Origin of the sequence: Novosphingobium sp. BL-52-GroH (assembly GCF_044813085.1) — a bacterium.
Classification (GTDB): domain Bacteria; phylum Pseudomonadota; class Alphaproteobacteria; order Sphingomonadales; family Sphingomonadaceae; genus Novosphingobium.
This window is the reverse complement of record NZ_CP171150.1, coordinates 107,171-123,344: the sequence shown is the minus strand read 5'-3', so window position 1 is coordinate 123,344 and position 16,174 is coordinate 107,171. Positions and strand designations below refer to the sequence as shown.

Annotated in this window: 12 protein-coding genes; 10 read left to right on the top strand and 2 right to left on the bottom strand. The window is 60.2% G+C overall.

What is annotated here, in order from left to right; all coding sequences use genetic code 11:
• Positions 1–142: 142 nt before the first annotated feature.
• Positions 143–1,972, bottom strand: a complete 1,830-nt coding sequence (locus ACFFDA_RS08210; RefSeq protein WP_404478638.1) for a flavin-containing monooxygenase — start codon at positions 1,970–1,972, stop codon at positions 143–145.
• A 472-nt stretch (positions 1,973–2,444) separates the two neighbouring features.
• Here ACFFDA_RS08210 and ACFFDA_RS08205 point away from each other — a divergent pair, with 472 nt between their 5' ends.
• The 7 genes from ACFFDA_RS08205 to ACFFDA_RS08175 all read left to right on the top strand — a co-directional run bounded on the left by ACFFDA_RS08205 (position 2,445) and on the right by ACFFDA_RS08175 (position 11,164).
• A complete protein-coding gene (locus ACFFDA_RS08205) occupies positions 2,445–3,629 on the top strand; it encodes an acyl-CoA dehydrogenase family protein (protein WP_404478637.1) in 1,185 nt (394 codons plus the stop codon).
• A 33-nt stretch (positions 3,630–3,662) separates the two neighbouring features.
• Complete coding sequence (locus ACFFDA_RS08200) at positions 3,663–4,820, top strand: acyl-CoA dehydrogenase family protein (protein WP_404478636.1); 1,158 nt, start codon at positions 3,663–3,665, stop codon at positions 4,818–4,820.
• A gap of 82 nt (positions 4,821–4,902) precedes the next feature.
• Positions 4,903–6,054, top strand: a complete 1,152-nt coding sequence (locus ACFFDA_RS08195; protein ID WP_404478762.1) for a thiolase — start codon at positions 4,903–4,905, stop codon at positions 6,052–6,054.
• 20 nt (positions 6,055–6,074) lie between these two features.
• On the top strand, positions 6,075–6,449 hold the full coding sequence (locus ACFFDA_RS08190; RefSeq protein WP_404478635.1) for a Zn-ribbon domain-containing OB-fold protein: 375 nt from the start codon (positions 6,075–6,077) through the stop codon (positions 6,447–6,449).
• Positions 6,446–7,705 carry a CaiB/BaiF CoA transferase family protein gene (locus ACFFDA_RS08185; protein WP_404478634.1) on the top strand — a complete coding sequence of 420 codons (1,260 nt, stop codon included), beginning with the start codon at positions 6,446–6,448 and terminating at the stop codon, positions 7,703–7,705. Before ACFFDA_RS08190 ends, ACFFDA_RS08185 begins: the two co-directional genes overlap by 4 nt.
• Before the next feature lie 52 nt (positions 7,706–7,757).
• On the top strand, positions 7,758–9,878 hold the full coding sequence (locus ACFFDA_RS08180; RefSeq protein ID WP_404478633.1) for a 3-hydroxyacyl-CoA dehydrogenase NAD-binding domain-containing protein: 2,121 nt from the start codon (positions 7,758–7,760) through the stop codon (positions 9,876–9,878).
• Between the two features lie 89 nt (positions 9,879–9,967).
• Positions 9,968–11,164 carry a cytochrome P450 gene (locus ACFFDA_RS08175; protein WP_404478632.1) on the top strand — a complete coding sequence of 399 codons (1,197 nt, stop codon included), beginning with the start codon at positions 9,968–9,970 and terminating at the stop codon, positions 11,162–11,164.
• 18 nt (positions 11,165–11,182) lie between these two features.
• On the opposite strand, the gene ACFFDA_RS08170 is transcribed toward ACFFDA_RS08175, so the two are convergent.
• Positions 11,183–12,181, bottom strand: coding sequence for a CobW family GTP-binding protein (locus ACFFDA_RS08170; RefSeq protein ID WP_404478631.1), 999 nt, complete (start codon positions 12,179–12,181; stop codon positions 11,183–11,185).
• A 202-nt stretch (positions 12,182–12,383) separates the two neighbouring features.
• On the opposite strand from ACFFDA_RS08170, the gene ACFFDA_RS08165 reads away from it, so the two are divergent.
• From ACFFDA_RS08165 to ACFFDA_RS08155, 3 genes are all read left to right on the top strand, one after another.
• Positions 12,384–13,916 (top strand): fatty acyl-CoA synthetase, encoded by a 1,533-nt coding sequence (locus ACFFDA_RS08165; protein WP_404478630.1) that lies wholly within the window; start codon positions 12,384–12,386, stop codon positions 13,914–13,916.
• A gap of 31 nt (positions 13,917–13,947) precedes the next feature.
• Entirely contained in the window at positions 13,948–14,871 is a 924-nt protein-coding gene (locus ACFFDA_RS08160) for a cupin domain-containing protein (protein WP_404478629.1), read from the top strand.
• An 88-nt stretch (positions 14,872–14,959) separates the two neighbouring features.
• Positions 14,960–16,048, top strand: coding sequence for a Rieske 2Fe-2S domain-containing protein (locus tag ACFFDA_RS08155; RefSeq protein ID WP_404478628.1), 1,089 nt, complete (start codon positions 14,960–14,962; stop codon positions 16,046–16,048).
• The last annotated feature ends 126 nt before the right edge of the window (positions 16,049–16,174 follow it).

The window sequence follows — 16,174 nt, the reverse complement described above, 5'->3', positions numbered from 1 at the left end:
AAGCCCGCCGTCGGTCTCAGATTGTTGTGCTGCCACCGTCGCTCACCATCGCGTGCCGGTAACGATGACCGAACGACCGTGTCGAGTGGCATTATCCGGCATGGGCAACATCGCTTTAGACGCCGCGAGGGGCGCCGGGAAGTCAGCGGAGCTTGAGGCCAGAAAGTGCGCCTTCGTCACGCCATTCCGCCAGCATTCGGTAGAAGTCCACGGTGCCCGCAGGGTGAGCGTTCGCATAAAATCCATGCGGATTATTCTTTTCCCCTTCGCCATTCATGTAACTGGGGGTACATTCGATCCAGAACTTGCGTTGACTGATCGACATCGGCTTGCACTCATCGACATAGCTTGCAACCGCTTCGGGGAGAGGTTCGACTGTCGTCGCGCCGCGTGCCCGCATCTGGCTCAGGGTGTGGGCAACATGTTTGGCCTGCTCCTGGAGGGGAAACGTAAACACCACCGCCGACGCATTCTGGCCCGATCCCGTCATCAACAGGTTGGGAAAGTTCGGAACGAACACGCCTTGATAGGTGCGCATTCCGTCTTTCCACAACTGGCTGAGTTCAACGCCTTCGCGCCCAACGACGTCGTAGCCAATGCGGCGGGTGAATTCGATGCCAACATCGAAGCCTGTTGCGAAGATCAGGCAGTCAAGCGGGTGTTCCCGGCCCGCCACGACGGCACCGCGCTCTGTAATCCGCTCGATTCCACGGCCTGCGGTATCGACCAGGCTAACGTTCGGGCGGTTGAAGGCTTCGAGATATTCGTCGCTGAATAATGGTCTTTTGCACCAGCGCCGGTGCCAGGGTTTCAGTGCCTCGGCCGTCGCGGGATCCTTGACTACCGCATCGACCCGGGCGCGGAGCTCGATCATTTTCTTGTCGTCGAGGATGTTGGTGATATACTCGCCTTCTTCCTCGCTGATCGGGCGGCCAAGCAGGCGCGCAGCCCAGTTGGCGGTCGGATCGAGCAATTTGCCGACTTGCGAGAATCCGTCGTTGACCAGGTCAATCTCAGGTGCGCGCCCCGCCACCGACAAGTTGAAATTGTCGATGCGGGCGCGTTGCCAGCCCGCCTGCAGGCTTTGCGCCCACACCGGATCGGTCGGCCGGTTGGCACGAATGTCCACTGCGGCTGGCGTCCGCTGGAACACGTCGAGATGGCCGGCATATTGGGCGACGCGGGGAATAACCTGAACCCCGGTGGCGCCGGTGCCAACAATGCCCACCCGCTTGTCCGCCAGTTTGACAAGGTCTCCGCGTTCGTCACCGCCGGTATATGCGTAGTCCCAGCGACTGGTATGGAAAGTATGGCCCTTGAACGTGTCGATGCCAGGAATCCCAGGCAATTTCGGGCGATCCAGCAAGCCATTGGCCAAGACGACGAAAGTCGCGGTCATGTCATCGCCGCGATCGGTGTGAATATGCCACCGTTTTGCCGCTTCGTTCCATGCAAGGCCGGTCACCGCGGTTTGCAGGCATGCCTGGCGGTAAAGATCATGCTTCCGGGCAAGATCGAGCATGTATTCGCGGATATAAGCACCCGTCACGTATTTTTCCGGCGGAATTTCGCCGGTATCCTCGACCATCGGCAGGTAGACATAGGATTCCGTGTCACAGCGCAGGCCCGGATAACGATTCCAATACCAGCAACCACTGAAGTCGCCGGCTTTGTCGATTATTCGGATATCTTCGAAACCGGCTTCGCGCAGGCGCACCGCGCACATGATCCCGCCGATACCGCCTCCGACAATCGCCACCTCGGTGTGGTCGCGCAAAGGCTCCCGGGTTGTCGGCGTGCTGTAGGGATCATCGGCATAGTGTGAGAATTCCGCCTTTACCTCGATATACTGACGGTTTGCATCGGGGCGCAGCCGGACGTCGCGTTCATAGGCATAGCGCTTTGCAAGTTCGTCGGGATCGTGATCATAGGATCCGACGATGGCCTGCACGGCGAGATCGATTTCAGACATTTACGCTCCATTCCCATGTCTCTTGATGCGCACCGTTCCATCGATGGGGCATCTGTCACTCGATTGACAGGACGATTAACCTGCCAGCAGTCCGCGCGCACAAGCTCGTAAACCACAGTAAATTAGTCGTTTTAATTACATTTGGGGAACAGGCGCACGCCTGTCTTTTTGCCCCTTGCCTAAAAATATTTCGCACCGGGGCGGCTTGTCCCTTGCCAAATCCTGCGTTTATTTCGTATAGCGCGTTATACAATCGGCATCAAGCAGACGCAAGGGGCGTTTTTCTTAGTGCTGAATCTGGCGCAGATAAGGTCGGTAAGTTTGCAATTGTCGGAGCATGGCATGCGCAAGGAAAGGGGCGATGACGCGTGTTAACAATAGAATCAGATGATACCATGTTTTGCCGCCGCAATGCTGATTGGACTATGGCGATGGCGCGCGCGGGCGATCGTATAGCAGAAGTGTCGGCCTGATGCTGCGCCTGGACTTCGCCCCCGAACTGGCAGATTTTCGCGCGCAGGTTCGCGATTTCCTGCATGACGCGCTGCCCGCCGACATCAGGCGGCGCACGGCCAATTGCGAACACATCGAAAAGTCCGAGCAGCAGCGATGGGATCGTATTCTTGCTGCCAAAGGTTGGCGCGCGCCCAATTGGCCAAAAGACCACGGGGGGCCCGGCTGGTCGGCAATGGAGCGCTTTGTGTATGACGAGGAGTACAGCCTCGCCAGTGCCCCTCGCGGCAATCCCGCCGGTGTCAGTCTTCTTGGCCCGATCCTCATCAGCTATGGCACCGAGGAGCAGAAGCGGCGCTTTCTGCCGCCCATTCTGTCAAGCGAAGAATGGTGGTGCCAGGGGTTTTCCGAGGCGGACGCCGGGAGCGATCTGGCGGCGCTGCGGGCAACCGCCTGCCGCGACGGCGATGACTATATCGTCAACGGCGTCAAGCTGTGGACCAGCTATGCCCATGACGCAGAATGGATGTTCCTGCTGGCACGCACATCAAAGGAAGAGCGCAAGCAGGCGGGCATTTCATTCTTTCTTATGCCTATGGATTCGCCGGGCATCACCGTCACGCCCATTGTCACTCTGGGCGGCCTTCACATGGTCAATCAGGTCATGCTCGACGATGTGCGCATTCCAAGCGCATATCGCGTCGGTGAGGATGGCGCGGGCTGGCGGATTGCCGGTTCGCTCCTGGGTCACGAGCGGTTTGTCGGCGCCAGGCTGGCGCCGACCACGGCGTTATTGCAGCATATCCGGAAACTGGTGAACGTGTATGCCGGTTGCGACAAGCCACTGGCTGCCGACCCGCATTTCGCCGCAGAACTGGCCCGCCTCGAAATTGACCTGCTGGCGCTCAAGGCAACGGCCTATCGGGTGATGTCGCAAGAGACGCCAGGCACCTCGCCCGGGCCAGAAGTTTCGGTTCTCAAGTTGCAAGGGGCAAAGTTGATGCAGGATGTTGCCGACTTATTGGCCAGTATCGCCGGGCCTTTGGCAATTGCCGATCCGGGCAGCGCCACGGGCACAGTACCTTTCGATCATCAACTGGCCTACCTGTCCCAGCAAGCCCTGGACTTGCGTAAGCTGACGATTTTCGGCGGCAGTTCCGAAATTCAAAAGAATATCATCGCGCGGCGTATCTTGCAGGTTTGACGCGAATGAGAGGATGATCGCGTGGATTTTACAATGTCGGAAGACCAGCATTTGCTGGCTGAAAGCGTAGAGCGCTTCTTGAGCAATGAATATGCTTTCGAGAAGCGTGCCCGCGCCATCTGCGACGGAGGCTATTCCCAAGCGTCCTGGCAAAAATTTGCCGACCTGGGGTGGCTGGCGATTGCGCTGCCCGAGAGCGCGGGCGGGCTTGGCGGTGACCCTGTCGATGTGATGAATATCATGCGGCAGATGGGGCGCTATCTGGTGATCGAACCATTTCTGTCCACCGTCGTGCTTGGTGCCCGGCTGATTCACGAAGGCCTGCCGGGTGATCCATCCGCGCTGCTTGCACCTATAGTCGCGGGGAAATTGCATGTCGCGGTGGCTACGCAGGAAGCCGAGTTTGGCGCAAATACCCTGAAGACGGTGGCAACCCGCACCGCGTCCGGGTACTGCCTGTCCGGATTCAAGCCGGTCGTGATCAACGCCGCCATTGCGCAGAAGCTTGTTATCCCGGCGCGCATTGCCGGCGAGGGCAGGGATGCACCGCCGGCGCTGTTCTTGCTCGATCGTGCGATGGCTGGTGTCGCGATCACGCCCTTCCTCACGCATGACGGTCGCAATGCCGGCGCGATCACGCTCGACAAAGTGATGGTTCAGCAGTCCGACCGGCTGACCGGCGGCGGGCCTGACCTTTTCGGCCGGGCAATGGCACATGGCGCGGCGGCACAATGCGCAGATAGCGTTGGCGCGGCCGAACGATTGTTCGAGACGACTTCTGAATACCTCAAGGAGCGATCGCAGTTCGGTCGTCGGCTGGCAGAGTTTCAGGTGGTCCAGCACGCGCTGGTAGACATGTACGTCGCGCTGGAACTCGGCCGCTCAATGGCCTTTGTTGCCGCGCGGCTGGTTGCGGACTGGAGGAAGGACCACAACGGTGGCCTTGCCGCCGCCTGTTACAAGGTCGACCGGGCATCCCAAGCGATCGCAAATGCCGCAGTTCAGTTGCATGGTGGCATGGGCGTCTCCGAGGATCATCACGTCGCCCATTATTTCAAGCGTATCATGGTCAACACAGCCATGCTGGGCGACAGCAGCTATTGGTTGAAGCGCTACCTGGACGCGACAGAACTGTGCCCAGCCGAGCAGGGCAACGCGGCAGAGCCGCCGCGCTCTGCGGCTTCGGGCTAGGCAAAGGACGTGGCTTTTAGAACAGACCCGGTGAATTCCGGAAGAAGCATGACCGGCAATTCAGGAGCGAGAGGTGTTTGAGATCGAACCGTTTCCACGCGGAAAAGCAGCAATCGTCAGCGCGGCGACCTTCGGCATTGGTGAGATGCCCGATTATTCGGCGATCGATCTGGGTGCCAAGGCCGCTGTCGCCGCCGTCGCTGCGGCGGGATTGCAGTTGGGCGACATCGATGCGGTGTTCTCGTCGTTTCCCAGCGATTTCTTCGGTCTGGCGGCGGCCGAATATCTTGGTATCCAGCCGAGGCTGAACAACAACAACCGGCCGGGCGGCTCTGCCTTCATGACGCATGTGATCCATGCGGCCAATGCCTTGGCGACCGGTGCCTGCGATGCCGCGCTTATCCTCTATGGCAGCAACCAGCGCAGCGCCTCGGGCAAGCTGGTTGCAGTGCCACGGCACGCGCCGTTTGAAAGCGAATACAAGGCACGCTACCCGATTTCCAGCTACGCTTTGGCGGCGGCGCGCCACATGCATGAATATGGCACGACGCGCGAACATCTGGCCGAAGTGGCTGTAGCGGCGCGTGGATGGGCCAATCTCAACCCGGAAGCCTTTGCGCGAGGGCCGCTGACGATCGAAGATTGTCTGAATGCCCGGATGGTCTCCGATCCGCTGAGTGTGCAGGATTGCTGCCTGGTGACCGATGGCGCCGCTGCCATCGTCATGACGCGGGCCGATCGCGCACGCGATCTCGTGGCCGAGCCGGTCTATGTGCTGGGCGGTGCCTCGGCGACATGGCACAATGACTATATCGCCGCGATGCCGGACCTGACGGTGACAGCCGCCCAGGAATCGGGCGCTCGGGCCTTTGGCCAATCCGGCTATCAACCCGGCGACGTGGATGTGCTCCAATTGTATGACGCCTTCACGCTGAACACGATCCTGTTCCTTGAAGATTTGGGCTTTTGCCCGAAAGGCGAGGGTGGTCGGTTTGTCGAAGGCGGCCGGATCGGGCCGGGGGGCAGCCTGCCGGTGAACACCAACGGCGGCGGTTTGTCCTGTGTGCACCCGGGCATGTACGGACTGTTTGCCATCACCGAATGTGTGCGCCAGTTGCAGGGCGTTTGCGGCGAGCGACAGGTGCCCGGCGCCAAGTTGGGCATAGCCCATGGCAATGGCGTGATCCTGTCCAATCAGGCCACACTCGTCCTTGGCACAGGTGACACGCTGTGACCTTTCAAGCGGAGGCTGCCATGTCGATCCACCCTGAAAAGCAATACCGCGATTTTCTGGCACAGGGGCGCTTCATGCTGCAGCGCGCGCGGCAAAGCGGCAGGTTCATTTTCTATCCGCGCGTGGCCGAACCGGGCACGGGCGACACGGATCTGGAATGGGTCGAGGCTTCGGGCCGGGGTACCATCTATTCGGCTACACGCGTACGCGGCCGGGACCCCGCGGCGGATGCCAGCATCGTGCTGGTCGATCTGGTCGAGGGGCCGCGCATGATGAGCCAGGTCATCGGCATCGCGCCTGATCAGGTGCGGATCGGCATGGCCGTGCAGGCCACAATCATCACGCGCGACGACGCCCCCTTGTTGGTGTTCGAAGCTGCCGGGAGTGCCGCGTGACGCGCCCGCGTGATGCCGGGCGCACGGGCGGCGCCCTGAGCGGGCTGCGCGTGGTCGATCTGGGACGGGTGCTTGCCGCGCCGCTGGCCGCGCAGATGCTGGCCGATTTTGGCGCCGACGTGGTCAAGATCGAACGGCCGGTGTCCGGCGATGAAGGCCGCTCGATCGGTTCCGCCGCGATCATGGACGCCAATGGCGAACGCACAGCGGAATCCTCCTTTTATCTCAGCGCCAATCGCAACAAGCGCTCGCTGGAGATCAACCTTGCCGATCCGCGCGGCCGGGACATCGTGAAATCGTTGATCGAGCAGGCGGATGTCGTCATCGAAAACTTCCTGCCAGGGAACATGCGGCGCTTCGGACTTGATTACGAGACCGTTTCGGCCGTCAATCCGGGCATCGTCTACTGTTCGTTGACCGGCTATGGTCAGAACGGCCCCTATGCCGCCCGCCCCGGCTATGACCCGATCTTTCAGGCCCAGTCCGGCCTGATGGCGGTCACTGGCATACCCGACGACGAGCCCGGTGCCGGGCCGATGCGGGTCGGCCCTTCGATCGTTGATGTGGCCACGGGTTACAATGCCGCATTTGCCATCGTCACCGCCCTGCTCGAACGCGAGCGGCTTTCGGGACGCGGGCAGCATATCGACATGACCCTGCTGGACACGGCCATGGCGATGCAGACCCATGTAGTGCAGGATTACCTAATTACCGGCGAGCAACCGGCGCGGCGCGGCACCGCCGGCAATGGCGGCCATCCGGCGCGCACTTATGCGTGCAGCGATGGCACGATCTATATTTCGGCCGGCAACAACAAGTTTTACGCCGCATTGTGCCGAGTACTGGGCCTGCCCGAACTGATTGACGATCCGCGCTTTCTCAAGGTTATGCAGCGCTATCACAACCGCAAGCAGTGGGATGCCATCGCCGAACCGGTCATCGCGCAACGCCGGACTGGCGAACTGCTCGACGCGCTCAATGCCGCGGGCGTGCCGGCGGCGACCGTGAGCACTTACGCCGATGCCTTCAGTGATCCGCAGGTCGTCCATCGTAAAATTCGCCGGATTATAGCACATCCCTTGGCCCCAGACGGGGAAATTGCCGTTGTGGCTAATCCGGCGCGATTGGGCCGGACACCGCCGGCCTATGATTTGCCGCCGCCGCTGCTGGGCGAGCACAGCGCGGCGATCCTCATGGAATGGCTGGGATTGTCTGACATCGAGATCGCAGAACTGCGCGGTAGTGGCGTGATCTGAATGCGGTGGCCACAGGGCCAGGCGGACGCCGCGCTGCCAAAAGGGAATAAAGATGGGATCGGATAATCAGGTCTTGCGCGCTCCGGTGCACGTGACAAACTGCGATGGCATTGCCATTCTCACGATAGACAACCCGCCGGTCAATGCGCTTGGCGCGGCAGTGCGCGATGCCTTGGCTGCGTGTCTGGATCAGGCGATGGCCGATCCCGGCATTCGCGGTATCGTCCTGCGTGGCGCCAATGGGCGCTTTGTGGCGGGCGCCGACATCAAGGAGTTCGGCAAACCCACCGCCGGAACGCCGTTTCACGACATCATTGCGCGCATGGAAAACGGTGGCAAGATCGTGGTCGCGGTTATCGAGGGATTTGCGCTGGGCGGCGGGCTGGAATTGGCGCTGGGTGCCCATTGCCGCATCGCGACAGCAACCGCGAGGCTGGGCCTGCCGGAAATCAAGCTCGGCCTGATACCGGGCGGCGGCGGTACGCAACGAACCACCCGCCTGATTGGTCCGCAGGCCGCGCTAGACCTGATGCTCACCGGCGATCAGATACCGGCGCAACGGGCGCTGGAACTCGGGCTGATCGACAGCATTGTCGAGGGCAACCCGCTGGAGGCGGGGATTGGGCTCGCGATTACGGCGGCCGCGCAATCCGCACAGCGAGTTTTGGTGAAAGACCGGAGCGACAAGGTGGCCGGGACCGACCCGCAGATGTTCGCGGAACGCAAGACTGCCAATGCCCGCAAATGGCAAGGGACGCTTGCACCATTCAAACTCATCGAATGTGTTGAAGCGGCATGCACCATGGATGGCGATTCCGGGCTGGCCTTTGAACGGGAAGCCTTCGCTGAATGCCGCGCGCACCCGGCGCGCGCCGCGCAGACGCATCTGTTTTTCGCCGAACGGCAGGCCGCCAAGGTCGCCGACATTGCCAAGGATACCCAGCCCGCCGACATCGCGCACGTCGGGATTGTCGGCGCGGGCACGATGGGCGGCGGCATCGCGATGGCGGTGGCCAATGCGGGGCTGCAAGTAACGCTGGTCGATGCCAGCCAGCAGGGCCTTGAGGCGGGCATGGACAAGATTCGCAAGAATTATGCGATCTCGCGGGAGCGGGGATCGCGCAGTCAAGCCGAGGTGGATGCTGCGCTGGGTCTGATTACCCCTACGCTGCGTTACACCGACGTTTCCGCGTGCGACCTGATCATCGAGGCGGTTTTCGAAAATATCGACCTGAAGAAGACAGTGCTGGCACAGTTGGACGCAGTAGCAAAAGCCGGTGCAGTTCTGGCCACGAACACCTCGGCGCTGGACATCGATGCAATTGCCGCTGCCACCAGCCGGCCATCCGACGTTATCGGCATGCACTTTTTCTCGCCAGCCAATGTCATGCGATTGTGTGAGAATATCCGCGGCAAAGCCTCGTCCGACCGCACGATCGCCACCGCGATGCGCTTTGCCCAGATGATCGGCAAAGTGCCGGTTCTGGCGGGGAATTGTCCCGGCTTCATCGGCAATCGCATCCTGCGCGTCTATCGCGCCGAGTGCGACCGAATGCTGGAAGAAGGCGCTACGCCTTGGCAGATCGACGCAGCCCTGAAGGCTTTCGGCTTTCCGATGGGGATTTACCTGATGCTGGATCTGGGAGGACTGGATGTGGTGTTTCAGTCGCGCCAGGGCATGATCCGCTCTGGCATGGTCGACCCGACCTCGCCAGACTACACGCCACTGCTTGATCGCCTCTTCGAGGCCGGGCGCTTTGGCCAGAAGGTCGGCAAGGGCTACTATACCTACGTCGGCCGAGAGGGCGCGCCTGATCCGGCCATCGATCAGCTGCTGGGCGAGATTGCCAAGGCCAAGGCGATTGCCAGACGCCCCTTCAGCGACGCGGAAATCATCGACCGGGTGGTTCTCGCGATCGTCAACGAGGCTTGCTGGATCATCGAACAGGGCTTTGCCCAGCGCCCATCGGATATCGATGTCGTCTATGTGGCCGGATATGGGTTTCCCGCTTATCGTGGTGGACCAATGTTCTGGGCGGCCCAACAAGGGTGGGACCCGATTTTGGCCCGCATCGAGGCGTTTCACGCAGAGCTGGGCAAACGCTGGCGGCCAGCACCCTTTCTTGAGCATCAGGCGAGGGAGGCCACTCGCCCTGAATCCTCACAGAACTGAAAAAGCTAAATCCCTGTATCATATATCTGGATTAGTCGGAACGCGCCGCCGCCGCGCACGGCCATTGGCATATCAAAGGAGTGGGAACTGTGAACTTATCGGCTTTGACGATGCTTGATCGCGATCCGGTCTTCGACTTTGACTATATGGAAGACGCGGCTTTTGCCCAAGATGTCCATGAGGGATACCGCAAGATCAAGGAGAGCGCCCCACCGGTGTTCTGGACCCCTTTGAACAGTGGCCATTGGGTGGCCAACAGTCGCGAAGCGGTCAACAAGGTGCTACGCACCCCATCGGTTTTTTCCAGTCGCTATGTCACGTTTCCCCGCAGCGATTTCTCGCCCAGGATGATCCCGCTGACGCTCGATCCTCCGGAACATCTGCCCTATCGCAAACTGCTCCAACCCTTTTTCGACGATCAAGCCGTGCGCGCCATGGCGCCCAAAGTGCTGAAATGGGCGCATCGCCTGATTGATCGAGTTATCGAGGACAAACACTGCGAATTCGTCGATGCCATGGCCTCACGCTTGCCCATATCGGTGTTCATGCAACTGATGGGCATGCCGCTCGACGAGTTCGAGCGATTTCGGGCGATTGCGGTCACCTATTTCGGCTCGCTGACCGACATCGCCGCCAGAACCCGGCTGGCCGAGGAGATCCACGAGATCAATCGCGATTTGTTCGCCCAACGCCGTGCCGCGCCGCAGGATGACCTGCTCTCGCGGTTGCTCGAACTCGAACTCGACGGGCGCAAGCTTGACGACGAGGAACTCAAGTCGATCACCTTCGTAATGTTTGTCGGCGGGCTCGATACGGTGGTCAACGCCATGAGCTTTGGCATGCGACACCTAGCCCTCGATCGCCCGTTGCAAGAAGCGATCATCGCTGATCCTGCGCGGATCCCCGCTCTGGTCGAGGAATTGTTGCGACGCTATTCCTTTGTACAGACGCGGCGCCTGATTTTGCAGGATATTGAACTGGAGGGCGCGCAATTGCGGGCGGGCGACGCCATCTTCGTGCCGCTGATGATGGTCGGCTGGGACGAGGAACGGGTGACCTGTCCCTTCGACGTCTCGCTCGATCGGAAAAACGCGGTGCACGCCGCTTTCGGGGGCAGCAATCACACCTGCCTTGGCATGCATTTGGCCAAACTTGAACTGGCCACGCTGTATCGCGTCTGGTTTGAACGTATCGGCCATTTCCGGCTGGCAGTGCCGCAGGACGCGATCAGGGTGCGTGCCGGGCTCGTGATGGCCATCGAGGCTTTGCCGCTCGCCTGGGATTGATCCGGGAACCCTGATCGTTCAGGCAAATATCTCCGTAAAAATCTGGCGCAGCGGGGCAATTGCCGCTGGCCGAGCGATGCACACGATGCGTGTGCTAGGCGGCGTTTGGGCGTCTGGCCAGGCAGGCAAGACGGTTGGTGCGTGGATCAATTGCTGCACGCCATGGATCACCACCGGCCCTGGCTGTCCGGCCACAAATACCAGCCCCTTTACGCGCAGCAGATCTTCGCTCGCCAGCAGATTGAGCCGTGACAGCAGTGTGGCGAATGCCGTCCACGGCAGCGCCTCGGCGTGCCGATAGACGAATGTTTCAATGCCGTGCAGATGATCGGCATGGTCATGCTGCTCCGCATCAGGAGCAAGGCTTGGCGGCATCAGGCCGGACCCAACAGTGGACTGGAAACGGTCAGACAGCAGGGCCTCGATCGTGTCATCGTCTCGCGCCTCGGCTACCTGCGCCAAGGGGTTCATCCGGATCAGTGTGCCACGTAACGCTGCCACGGCCTGCGGATCGGCCAGATCCGTCTTGGTCAGCAGCAGCAGGTCTGCCCGCGCGACTTGTCGGACAGCCTGGGGATGGGCGGCCAGCGTGGTTGCCGCGTTCACCGAATCGATGGTCGTCGCGACCAGACAGATGGCATAGCGCCCCGCGACCTTGGGCTCGGTTGCCAGCAGGCGCAGGATCGGGCCGGGATCCGCAAGGCCGGTGGTTTCAAGCACGACCCTGTCGAACATCGGGATCGTACCTGCCCGGCGGCTTTCAAACAACTCGTCCAGTGTGACCGCCAGACTGTCGCGCACGCTGCAACAGACACAGCCGGAATTCAGCACCATCGTGTTGCCGTCGCGCCGCTCGATCAACGCGTCATCGATGGAAATCTCGCCGAATTCATTGATAATCACCGCCGTGGCGCTGGCCACCGGGTGCTTGAGCAACCGGTTAAGCAGGGTCGTCTTGCCGCTTCCCAGAAAGCCGGTCAGCAGCAGGAGAGGCAGGCGAATGGGCCCGGTGGTCATGCGCGCGTCGTTCCTTGTCAATCGTCAAGCCATCCGAGCTGGCTACAGTTGCCCATCCTGTACACCATCCAAAAAGGATCACTCGTATCATTTTTATTGACGATCGGATAAGTCCTCACCTACAGAAGTCAACCATGGATAAGAGGCTGGCGGTGCGCGTTCATCTGGCTGGCTGGTTGACCGGAGCGACGCGGCTGTGCCCTTGAACAATCCCAGCGACATCTACACGGGTTTTGCCCGAGCGGTTCGACGCAGCGGGGAGCGCGAGGCGCTGTATTTTCAGGGCCGTAGCTGGACTTATGCGCAGCTCGATGAATCCGTGCGCATTGCCGCCGCATGGATCGGGGAAGCGGCGCTCGCGCCGGGGTCCCGTGTCGCGTTTCTTGCTCGCAACAGCGCCAGCTATGTGATCGGCTGGCTGGCGACGCAGGCATTGGGGCTGGTCCATGTGCCGGTCAATTTCATGCTCGGTGCGCGCGAGATCGCTTACATACTGGAACATTCCGGGGCGTCGTTGCTGTATATCGATGATGCGTTTCAATCGGTCGCCGAAGAAGCCATGCGCGGGCTTAATGGATTGGTGCTGCGACACATTCACGAGCTTGCTCACAGCGCCGGCGTGGATGAAGCGGCGCGGGCTTTGTCTTGCGCCGCTGATGCTGCAGCCCCGCCACGCCAGTCTTCGCCGATGATTGCGCAATTGGCCTATACCAGCGGCACCGAGGCGGCCCCAAAGGGGGCGCTCATGTCCGACTCGGCGCTGGTTCATGAGTATATGAGCTGCATCGAGGCAGGCGACTATGCGGCGAGTGATGTCGTGGTGCATGCTCTGCCGCTGTTTCATTGCGCACAGATTCACTGTTTCTTGACACCCCAACTGTTCCTTGGCGGCCACAACGTAATTTTGGACCACGCCGACCCGGCAGCGATCATAGCAGCGATCCACCGCTTCGGTGCCACCTCCTTTTTCGCTCCACCCACGGTCTGGATCGGCATTTTGGGCCACGAAAGCTTTCGGCCAGAGCTGCTACGCACGCTGGAAAAGGGATATTATGGCGCCTCGATCATGCCTGAGGAGGTCTTGCGTGGCATCCGCTCGGCGTTGCCGTGGGTGCGGTTGTGGAACTATTATGGCCAGACCGAGATTGGCCCGCTAGCCGCCGTTCTGCGGCCGGAAGAACATGATGCGCGTCCGCGCTCGGCCGGGCGGCCGGTGTTGTTTGTTGAAAGCCGGGTGGTCGATGAGGCCATGCGCGATGTGCCGCGCGGATGCGTTGGAGAGCTGGTTCATCGCTCTCCCCAGCTGCTGGATGGTTATTACCGTGACGAGGCGCGCACCGCCGCCGCGTTCGAGGGTGGCTGGTTTCATAGCGGTGACCTCGCGGTCATGGATGAGCAGGGCTACCTCGAAATTGTTGATCGCAAGAAAGACATGATCAAGACCGGCGGCGAGAATGTCGCCTCGCGCGAAGTCGAAGAATTTCTTTATGCGCATCCGGCCATCCAGGAGGTGGCCGTAATCGGCCTGCCGGATCCCAAATGGGTCGAACGGGTGTGCGCCGTCGTGGTGGTTCAAAAGGGGATGGCGGTCTCCGAGGAAGATATCATCACCTGGAGCGCCAAAGATCTTGCCGCGTTCAAGCGTCCGAAGCAGATTTTCTTTGTTGATGCGCTGCCGAAGAATCCTTCCGGCAAGATTTTGAAAAAGGAATTGCGTCAGCAACTGGCGCGATAGGCCGATTATCACCCGTTTGGGAGTTGATTAAATGAATGATCTCAGAGTGTTGCCTTTTCGCCGGGATCCACTGGCTTTTGCGGCAGCGGGCGAAGGGGCTGGCAGCAGATTCCAGTATTTCGATGTCGATACGGTATCGCGCTGGTTCGACACGCTGGCCATCGGGGAATTGCCTGCCCATGGCAGCGATGACGTTCGCCAGTTCCCGGCCGCAGACGGCAAGGGTAGCGCCGAGACCTGGTATTTCATCACCAGCGGCACGGCAGAATTCGTGCAGCCCGATGGCCGGGTGGACCTTGTATCGCCCTATGACGGCATTTATCTGGGCGCCGGCACCGGAGGACAATTGCGCGCGGGCAGCCAGGGTCTGCAATGGCTGGTACTGGGCAGCGATGGCGGCCAGCCCAGCCTGTTCAGCGCCGCTCAAGGTCGCGGCCGCTCCACGCTGAACCCCGCGGGTGCCGCCCAGCCTGCGGAAGTGTTCCGCCGCGCCCTGCTGGCGCCACGGCAATGGCCAAGCAACACCGTCGGAGCGTCAGCAAAGCCTTACTGGTTTTACACCGTCGATGATCATTCGAAATGGTTTCACTCGGCCTGCATCAGCTGCATCGCGCCGGGTGGCGCGACGGCACTGCATTCACATATCGAGGCCTATGAAGGGCCCTATGAATCTTGGTATGTCGTATTGAGCGGAACCGGTCTGCTGCGCAATGAATACGAGGATTTCCTGTTCGAGGGCGGCCCCGGCGGGGCGTTTGTCCCTGCCAACACCTCGCACCAGTTGATCAATAACGGCACGGATTTCCTGTGGTATCTGACGATTTCATCGCGTGGTACCGAGCCTTTGCGGGTTGACACTTACAGCATGCCAGCAGGTGCGGAACGCCCTGGCTATCTGGAGGAATATAACCGCATTCTCGCGGCGCGTGCCGATCGCGGTTTGCCCGTACCATGACGGAGGCGGACCCGAACTGACACAAAACTCGATAACCGCAACACATCTCACGACATGATGTTGCCTCGTTTGAATATTGGAGAGTGCCATGAGCGAACGGATAAAGACCAATCGGGTGGCGTCTGAAATGGCGACGACCAATTCCCCATTGCTGTACAATCATTGGTACATGGCGGGATGGAACAGCGAATTCGGCGAAGGTTTGCATGAACGCACGTTCCTTAGCCGCTCGCTGGTGATTTTCCGCAAGCAGGATGGGGAACTGGTCGCTTTGCAAAACCGCTGCGCGCATCGGTCATTCCCGCTGGCCTCCGGGATTTTGGAGGGCGACGCGGTTCGCTGCGGCTATCACGGTGTCAAATTCAATGCCAATGGCTTGATGGTCGAAGCACCGCCGGGACAGGACCAGTGCCCCCGCCTGTCGATCCGCAAGTATCCCATGCGCACCAAGGGCCCGATCGCCTGGATCTGGATGGGTGAGCCTGAACGTGCCGCAACCACGCCGCTGCCGTCTCTGCCCTGGCTGGAAGATACAAGCTGGACCACTATCAGCGGATTGTTGCCGGTGGCCGGAAACTGGCTGCTGCTGGCCGAAAACCTGATGGACTTGACGCATATACCCTATGTGCATGGCGCTACCTTCAACTATTCGAAGGAATATGCCGCAACGCCGATGCAGGTCATGCAGGAGGGCGAGACGATCTATCATGAGCGCCACAACGCCCCGGGCTATCATCGCAATGTCTATGTCCCGACGCCCATTGGTGACAGAATGGAAGCGGCAGGCGTCAATACCGTCAGTCGTATCCGCTTTGTGTCGCCTGCCTTGACAATCGGTTCGGGCGAACTGAACGTCGTGCGGACTGAAATGATGGATCAGGGCTATTATAGTTGGCAGATATGCAATTTAATGACTCCCATTGATGAAAAAAATACAAATTACTGGTGGGCTATTTCGCGCAACTATGAGCATGATAATGAAGAACTGACCATTAAGATGCGCGATCTCAACTTAATAGGGTTGGCGGAAGACAAGGTTGCGGCTGAGCTTGTTCAGAAACTGGTCGATAGTGACCGCACGCCGTTTGAGGAGGTCCACTTCAAGACCGACAAGGCCGGCGTACTGATGCGCCGTATCGTTCAGAAACTGGTGCAGAGGGAAGAAATGGCCTGTTGAGATGCAGCTTATGGCGGTTCTCCAACACCGCCACTGCATTTTTCCTCGGTATGCAGCAAGGCCTAACTTGAACAGTGCTTTTGAAAAGGCATGTTTATTCAATGATATGCCCGCACGGGTGCAATT

Coding starts and splice junctions, on each gene's coding strand:
- ACFFDA_RS08155 (WP_404478628.1), top strand. CDS start 14,960: ATGAGCGAACGGATAAAGACCAATCGGGTGGCGTCTGAAATGGCGACG.
- ACFFDA_RS08210 (WP_404478638.1), bottom strand. CDS start 1,972: ATGTCTGAAATCGATCTCGCCGTGCAGGCCATCGTCGGATCCTATGAT.
- ACFFDA_RS08200 (WP_404478636.1), top strand. CDS start 3,663: ATGTCGGAAGACCAGCATTTGCTGGCTGAAAGCGTAGAGCGCTTCTTG.
- ACFFDA_RS08170 (WP_404478631.1), bottom strand. CDS start 12,181: ATGACCACCGGGCCCATTCGCCTGCCTCTCCTGCTGCTGACCGGCTTT.
- ACFFDA_RS08180 (WP_404478633.1), top strand. CDS start 7,758: ATGGGATCGGATAATCAGGTCTTGCGCGCTCCGGTGCACGTGACAAAC.
- ACFFDA_RS08190 (WP_404478635.1), top strand. CDS start 6,075: ATGTCGATCCACCCTGAAAAGCAATACCGCGATTTTCTGGCACAGGGG.
- ACFFDA_RS08160 (WP_404478629.1), top strand. CDS start 13,948: ATGAATGATCTCAGAGTGTTGCCTTTTCGCCGGGATCCACTGGCTTTT.
- ACFFDA_RS08205 (WP_404478637.1), top strand. CDS start 2,445: ATGCTGCGCCTGGACTTCGCCCCCGAACTGGCAGATTTTCGCGCGCAG.